This window comes from Sporolactobacillus inulinus, from assembly GCF_006539285.1.
Lineage (GTDB): Bacteria > Bacillota > Bacilli > Bacillales > Sporolactobacillaceae > Sporolactobacillus > Sporolactobacillus inulinus.
Genome location: NZ_BJMS01000123.1, coordinates 1 through 7,589 on the forward strand (window position 1 = coordinate 1; position 7,589 = coordinate 7,589).

The following is a 7,589-nucleotide window of genomic DNA, read 5'->3' on the forward strand; positions in this document are numbered from 1 at the left end:
AAGTTAAAGCGAATCCTCCCAATTCCGCGAACTTCATCATGGCCCGTACAAAAAATAGGTCAAAATCAAAAAAGCGGCGATCTGCCGCTGGTTAATCAGTTTTTACATGATGAAGCATTGTTTCAAAAATGGTTGGCCAGTCTTTTGCTTTTGCAACGGCTTTGCGCTGCTGGATATACACCGGATCATCGGCGACGCGCGCGAGCCGTTCACACGCGCGAATCAACAGCTCCGGATCTGACTGATCCAGACAAAGATAGCTTCCCTCTTGCTCATATTTTTTCGTCGAAGGCAAGTGAATCCCGACCGCCGCTTTTCCCGAAGCGAGAAATTCAAACAATTTTAACGGAAAAACAGCATGATTATAAGGCGATGCTTTATACGGCATCAACCCGATCGTCACCTGCTGCATGTAATGCGGCACCTGATCCGCAGGTACGGCGTCTACCCACGTAACATTCGGACGTGCAAGCAGTTGTTTGAAATTCGGATCGCCATGGGTACTGTCCGGACCAACAAGCAGAATCGTCCAATCCAGTTTGCGGCAGGCAACGGCATCCAGAAGCGCGAAATCCAACTTGGGCTTAATCCCGCCCATGTAACCGAGCACGATTCGCGCATTCTTTTGCGGCTTGCCCCCAGCCTCAAACAAGGCGTAATCCACCCCATTCTCAAACGTTCGAACGCGGTTTTGCTTGGCGACAGGCAGCTCTTGATCGGTGACATGATGCAAATAATCAGACGTGCAGAAGATCAGATCGGCACGCGCGACAATCTGCTGCTCCGATTGAGCAATCACGCGTCTTCGCATTCGGCGCGCAAGGGACAGTTGGCCGCTGATTGGCGCTGCCCATAGGTCGCTGCGGTCATACACGACACGGTCCCAATGCAGCAAATTGCTCAAGCTTGGAAAGCCCGGAAATGTATACCACAGATACAAGTGGAAACGCCCCTCATAAATCTGCAACCGATGCACAAGCTGCTTCAGCCGCCGTTGGTGAAATAAGGGAACGTAACGAGAAAAACGAAACGCCTTTTGCGGCAATAAATCGGTAACCGTCCATTGCTCGATACGCTGGGCCGCACCGACCTTGTGATCCGTCTGGCGATGCGGCGCGGGACAAAGCCAGATCACGCGTTCCGTGTCACGACAAGACGCAAGAAATTCAGCGAGCCGATGGCGGCGATAGCGCAGCCCGTCCTGACTCCAACTCCCTGCACCAACAATGACATGTATGTTTTTCATCATGGTCTTCCTTTCAAGTCAGGTGCTGATCATTCGCTTCATCAAGGCATGAGCCGCATAATGAACAAAATACCAGCAGGACGGGATCAGCGGCAAGCGTTCGACATTTCGGTAGACAAACCAGGTTTTCTTGGCCGCTTTCCATTTATTTCCTGATAGCGACGTCTTCCCGCTGATTCGATATTCAGCCAGCACCTCATCCATCCCGTAAGCCACGAGCCCTGTTTTCAGCAACGAAAGCCAAGTGGCCAAGTCCTGTCTGGAACGAAGATTAGGCATACGAAAAGCTCCGGTCTGCTTGCGATCGATCATCACCGTCAGACAGCCGACAATCGTATTTTTCAACATTCTTTTATAAGTCACACGCTTGGGTGCCGATACGATTTTGTTGAGCAAGTGCCCTTCTGCATCCATCAATTCATAGCCGGTAAAGGTAAATGCGTACTGATGCATTTCCATGAAGTGCAATTGATTTTCTAACTTTCTTGGTTTCCAACAATCATCACTGTCGAGAAAGGCAACATAACGCCCTTTCGCATGATCCAGAGCCGTATTCCGAGCAAAGGCCGCGCCATGATTTTCCTCTAAAAAGATGGGGCGAATCCGTGCGTCCTCTTTGGCCGCCTCGCGAAGCATTGCGCAAGTCCGATCGGATGAAGCGTCATCGACAATGATCAGTTCCCAGTACGGCCAAGTTTGTGCGCGTACCGATTGGATCGTTTGCTGAACCGTTTTTTCCGAGCAGTACGTCGGTGTGATTACCGAAATCAGGGCGTTGTAATCGTGTTCCGCAGCCATCATTATTCAGCTCCCATCGCGTCATTTTTGCGAATAAATTCCGGCAATGCCGCAGCGAGGAGAACAAGCGTCATTCCGATCACGGCACCAAGGACCGCCCGTTTCTTCGAAGATAAGGTCGTGACACTCGCTCCGCTGCTTGATACCTGCTCCAATTGCTGAGCCGGTCTCATCGTCAATTTTAAGCTTTGCAATTTATAAAAGAATCGCGTCCGCGCAGCAGAATCGCTTGCCGGCGTCTTTTCCTTTTCTAATTGTGAAAGCGTCTGATCAATTAATCTTTTCCTCCGCTCATAATGCTGCCGATCTGCATTTAGGAAGGCATCGGTTATGGCTTGCGCGCCATTCTCTGCCTCTTCCTTTGATGCCGCACGATATCGGAGCTGAATCAAACGATTGTTCAAATCGCGAATCTCCACTTTGCTCAGCAATTCTTGCTCATTTTGCGCCCATAGTTGCGGCAGCTGCTGCTGGTAGAACGGCGCATTGGCAAGCATGAGCATCACTTGATTCGTCTCGTTAAAAATGGGATCTTCATAGTTTCCCAATTGCACGGTAGCTTGCGCTTGATAAGAAGAAGGCATTGAGCCGACCGGTACGAGAAAACCGATGACAGCAAGTGCGGCTGGAAGCGCGAGCACCAGCCATAAATAGTGTTTTAAGCGTGCGGTAAACCGTTTCAGTAGATTCATTTCATCGACTCTCCCGACTTTGAAACAGAGCAAAAGACGCTTGCGCAGCAAATCACAAAGCCTAAAAACACCCAATGAAAATAGAGATTGCTGACTGAGCTGGGGCTGATGCTGGAAATGAGAAATGCCGTCTGAGCAGTCAAACACGTTTCCACAAGCATCCTTGCTTTTCGATCCGTTTGTTTTGCAAGTACTTTATATAGGTAGAAAAATAAAACAAGATACATGACCAGATAACCGCCGCCGATCAGCAAGCCGAACGTCCCGGTAATTTCACCAAGCCAATGATGCACCTCGAAAATTTGATCGGTATTCGTGACCGGTTGCTGTTCAAGATAAACGGAAAGATTGCCGGCGCCGACGCCGAATCCATACGTATCCGTTAAATAGTGCCAGGCGCTATGCAACAGATTCATCCGTACCGTATTTGAACTTGGATTCTCATTAACCGCATAAACGGCAGGTGCACCGATGATCCGGTGCAGCATCTCCAGTAGTTTTCCTGAGAGAAGCAGCACACCTGCAGCTGCGAACAATCCGCCGCACCAAAAGGCCATTTTCCTGTAGGCATTTGGGAGCATGAGGCATGCATAGCAGGCAATGCCGCCCGCAACCCCAAGCAGACAAGCACGCGATTCGGTTTCGATGATCAGCCAAACCGACAGTCCGGCAGCGCATAGACAAAGCAGCCGAGCAAACGGCTGTTTCACGTTTCGAAGCGCCGCTAAATAAAAAAAGATCGAAACGGAAAGCAGCAATGCAAAATCGTTCTGATTTGTGAATACGGCGGTCGGGTAGCCCTGTTTGTAGTTCGGCCCATTAAACAACGTTGAGGACGGCAGCTGAATACGCGCGAAATGATTGACAAGACCGATTAAAATCAGGCAACCGCCCATCACCATCCAGATTGCATGAAAAGCGACCAACTGGCCCGCGCGCGTAAATGTAAACACCGCAAGAAATATGAAAAGCATACCGATGCCAAGCAAGAACAGATATTTAATGCCCTCAGTCACCGACCACGCCCAGGTGAGCGAAGCCAGCGCATAGGCCATCCAAAAACAAAGAAAGAGCAGGACACCTTTGACCGGCGTCCTTACCCATTGCGCCCGCAATCCGCCGCTTTTCACCACGTAGACGAGAAACACGACAGCACTGGCAATTAAAAGGATTCTGTAAATAAAAAGCGTAAAGAAACCGATCGTGACGCGAAACAAGATTTGATTTAAAAAGGTTGAGGCAACGAAGACATACATCATGCTGGTGAGCAGTACGGATGACGATGTATGCTCCTTTAAATAAAGCATGGCGATCAGCACAGCTGAAATCCAGCCGAGTATGGCCACAAGCTGCAGCCATGTGTCTCCAATCCAATAAATACCCGGCAAACCAGCCGCCAGCAACGCAATCAGAACGACATGTTCACGAATCGCGCGATGATCCTCCCGCTGCGCTCGCGGATTGTATTGCTGCGATCGGTTCATGGCTTCGCTAAACTCAAACGGCTTCACGTTTTCTCCGTTTCAAGGCACGCAAGGTCATCCGCAGCCCATCTTTGAGCGACACCTCAGGTTTCCAATGCAGCAGTTCTTTGGCCTTTTCGTTGGAAAGCATGCTGTGGCGAATATCGCCGCTGCGCTTCGGCCCATAGTAAACCTCCAGATCTGATCCGGAAACATCCTTCATCAACTGAAACAGATCGTTAATACTGATCGCCGTTTGCGATGAAACATTGACGCATAGATTTTCTTTAACGGAGAGGCCGGCAACAACGGCACGAGCCACATCTTCCACAAAAATAAAATCACGCGTTTGATCGCCGTCGCCATAGATCATCGGCGGCGTTCCTTTTTGGATCCGATCAGAAAAGATCGAGACCACACCCCCTTCACCATCCGCATCCTGACGCGGTCCGTATACATTACTGAAGCGTAAGATGCTCGAGTGCAAATCATAAAATTTTGCGAACAGATGTAGATAGTTTTCTACAGTGCGTTTCGTTAATCCGTACGGAGATTCCGGACGCGTCGGATGCTCGGTTGTGATCGGAATTTCCAGTGGGTTGCCGTATACGGCCGCGGATGAAGCAAATACAATTTTTTTCACACTGGAAAGACGCGCGCCGTTCATGATATTCAATGATCCGGTTACATTCGTCCGTTCATCAAACAGCGGATCAGCAACCGATTGCGACACGCTGATCTGCGCAGCCAGGTGAATAATATAGTCCGGATGAATCGATTTGACGACATTAATGACCGATGAATCGGCGATATCGCAAATATAAAGATCGACCGGCAGATTAGCGATATTCTCCCGACGCCCGGTAGAAAAATTATCCATAACAGCAACGGCATAGCCTTTTTTTAGCAAAGCCTCGACAACATGTGAGCCAATAAACCCGGCACCGCCGGTTACCAATACTTTCTCCATGGAAATCCCTCCTGATCGTAAAAGTCATGCAGTTTGTTAGCGGGCTCCGTCCCCGGTCAACAGTACTTTGACCGTGCGCAGCAAAATGCTGATCTCAAGCATTGGCGATAGGTTGCGGACATAGTACAAGTCATAAACGAGTTTTTCTTTTGGTGATAAATCATAGCCGCCGCTCACTTGGGCAAGACCGGTTAGACCCGGTTTCACCATTAAGCGGTTTTTAAATCCCGGAATCTCGCGATCAAATTTCTCGGTAAATACCGGTCGCTCCGGACGTGGGCCGATCAGCGACATGTCCCCTTTGAGTACGGAAAGAAACTGAGGAAGCTCGTCAATACGTGTTTTCCGAATAAATCGACCGACTCGGGTGACGCGCGGATCATCTGCTTCCGCCCATTTTGCACCGCCTCGTTCGGCATCTTTTCGCATCGAACGAAGCTTAACCAATTTGAATCGTTTTCCGCCCTTGCCGCAGCGTTCCTGGACATAGAACGGCGAACCCGGCGTCTCCAAAACGATCAATAAAGCGAAAATGAAGATGATCGGTGCGGCAAGCACGAACCCGACCGAGCCAGCGAGCAGATCAAAACCTCGTTTGATTGGCAGATACATTTTGATCCCCTCAGGAAGTGCAATTTGCGGCCGATTGACCATTGAATAACCGCTGCACGCGCGTATTTCTTTTTCCGGCTTCACATGAAACACCTCTCCAGTTCATCACTACTTGCCATTGAACTTGTTTCAATTATAGTGAACCTTTATGTAGGCAATATGATGACTCGTTTAAGGTTGTGTAAAGGAATGCTTGAACTGATCCTCCGCAGAGCCGACTTTAAGAAGGAAAAGCTGAAGAATCATTTTCTCGTTTTGTCGCCCGAAATTTTTGATAGAACAGGACGATTGCCTGCCTTTGCATGAAGATCACTAATAAAAGCATGCCCAAATTTGCCAAAACCATAAATGGCAAATGCATGCTATTGAGAACAGCGGCTGCAAAAAGAACCGCAATCACCGCATAGTGCCGGTAAAGTGGAAAACCTCGCCAATTTTTTGCCGAAAACCAGCTCCTAGCAATGAAAAACAAAACATAGGACACTCCGGTCGCAAGCCCGGCACCAAGCGTACCGAGTTTAGGAACTGCGAGTACGTTAATCAGCAGACAAGGAAGCAAAGACAAGAAGCTGACCCATAGATTCAGGTAGCTTTTTCGTGAAAAGACGATCCCCAACGTTGTCGTTTCGCTAAGCGTATAGAGAACCGGCTGCAGGCAAAGCAGGCCGATCAAACCGGCTGCGGGCACATAATCCGGTGAAAGGAAGCGCATCAGGGGTTCTTTAAAGAGAAGCACGACAAAGTAAAACGCCGACATGAACAAGAGCACGCCGCTGCTGACCATACGAAAAGCAGCGATCGATTTTCCCTCGGCATGCCAACGATACGCGGTGGGTACCCAGAAGCTGGTAAAAGCGGTCTGCACCACAGACAATACGGCGGCAACCTTAAGCGCGGCCGCAAACATACCGACATCATAGAAACTGCTCCATGTACGAAGGGAAAGCTGCCCGGCGGAATTGAGCAAAGCCGATGCTGAGGCGGCCACAACGAGCGGCAAACCAAAGAGAAGCATGCGACGCAAAAGCGCGCGATTTGGACGGAAATGGCCTATGCGAAACATCGTCCTCAAACGAAACAGAAGGAGTAGATCACCGAAAATCTGACCGACGGCAGCTGAATAAACCACGGCAAGAAAGTCGCGGCGGATGAAGAGGACGAGAACAAGCGTAGCCGCAAGAACGATGAGCTTAATGAATACCGTGTAAAGCGAATAAGCAAGCGCTTTTTCCTGCATCCGTAAAGACAGCAGCAGGAAGCGTTCGAAGCATAGGAGGACAAGCGATACGCCGAGCAGCAGCGCTGCTGCGGCGTGATCCGGTTCGCCAAACAGAAGTTGCGCGGTTGTGCTGAGATTCAGTGCAATCATCGTCAAAATAAATAGGGCGAACAAAAGCGGAAGCAGCAGCGCATTCAAGAATAACGCTTCCCGATCGTTCACCTCATGGAATTCTCGTGTATACGCTTGATCGATGCCGAGGTACTGAACCGTTGCCAGCATCGTTAATGCAAGCAGATACATGCTCGCTTTTCCGTATTCCTCAGGTGAAACAAAATGGGTGGTTACCGGAATCGTAATCAGTCCAATAAATGCTGCACCAAACGGTCCGATCGAAAACGCGAGCAGACGCTTAATAAAGCTTTTCATTTTTTTCCTCTTCTCTTACCTCTGGTTTCTCCGTGGTTCATCCGGGCTGTTAAGAAAAACCAAGCTGTGCTTGGTTCTTAATCTCCAACCATGTATGATGGGCTCGTGTCTTCTCGGTACTGAATCGTCGCTTCGGTTGCTCGCTTGCCGCGGGCGTACC

The 7,589-nt window shown here is 49.6% G+C and carries 7 protein-coding genes; all 7 read right to left on the reverse strand.

What is annotated here, in order from left to right; translation table 11 throughout:
• Nucleotides 1-91: 91 nt before the first annotated feature.
• Complete coding sequence (tuaH, locus tag SIN01_RS13215; protein WP_244935261.1) at nucleotides 92-1,249, reverse strand: teichuronic acid biosynthesis protein TuaH; 1,158 nt, start codon at nucleotides 1,247-1,249, stop codon at nucleotides 92-94.
• 15 nt (nucleotides 1,250-1,264) lie between these two features.
• Complete coding sequence (gene tuaG / locus SIN01_RS13220) at nucleotides 1,265-2,047, reverse strand: teichuronic acid biosynthesis protein TuaG (RefSeq protein WP_244935262.1); 783 nt, start codon at nucleotides 2,045-2,047, stop codon at nucleotides 1,265-1,267.
• Entirely contained in the window at nucleotides 2,047-2,736 is a 690-nt protein-coding gene (locus tag SIN01_RS13225) for a hypothetical protein (protein ID WP_141306126.1), read from the reverse strand. The genes tuaG and SIN01_RS13225 overlap by 1 nt, the downstream gene beginning before the upstream one ends.
• Nucleotides 2,733-4,247 carry a teichuronic acid biosynthesis protein TuaE gene (tuaE, locus tag SIN01_RS13230; protein ID WP_141306127.1) on the reverse strand — a complete coding sequence of 505 codons (1,515 nt, stop codon included), beginning with the start codon at nucleotides 4,245-4,247 and terminating at the stop codon, nucleotides 2,733-2,735. The genes SIN01_RS13225 and tuaE overlap by 4 nt, the downstream gene beginning before the upstream one ends.
• The gene (locus SIN01_RS13235) at nucleotides 4,234-5,169 is read right to left on the reverse strand and encodes a GDP-mannose 4,6-dehydratase (protein WP_141306128.1); all 936 of its coding nucleotides are present in this window, start codon (nucleotides 5,167-5,169) and stop codon (nucleotides 4,234-4,236) included. Before SIN01_RS13235 ends, tuaE begins: the two co-directional genes overlap by 14 nt.
• A gap of 36 nt (nucleotides 5,170-5,205) precedes the next feature.
• Nucleotides 5,206-5,865, reverse strand: a complete 660-nt coding sequence (locus tag SIN01_RS13240) for a sugar transferase (protein WP_373864410.1) — start codon at nucleotides 5,863-5,865, stop codon at nucleotides 5,206-5,208.
• A gap of 136 nt (nucleotides 5,866-6,001) precedes the next feature.
• Nucleotides 6,002-7,429, reverse strand: a complete 1,428-nt coding sequence (locus tag SIN01_RS13245; protein WP_141306129.1) for a lipopolysaccharide biosynthesis protein — start codon at nucleotides 7,427-7,429, stop codon at nucleotides 6,002-6,004.
• Nucleotides 7,430-7,589: the final 160 nt, after the last annotated feature.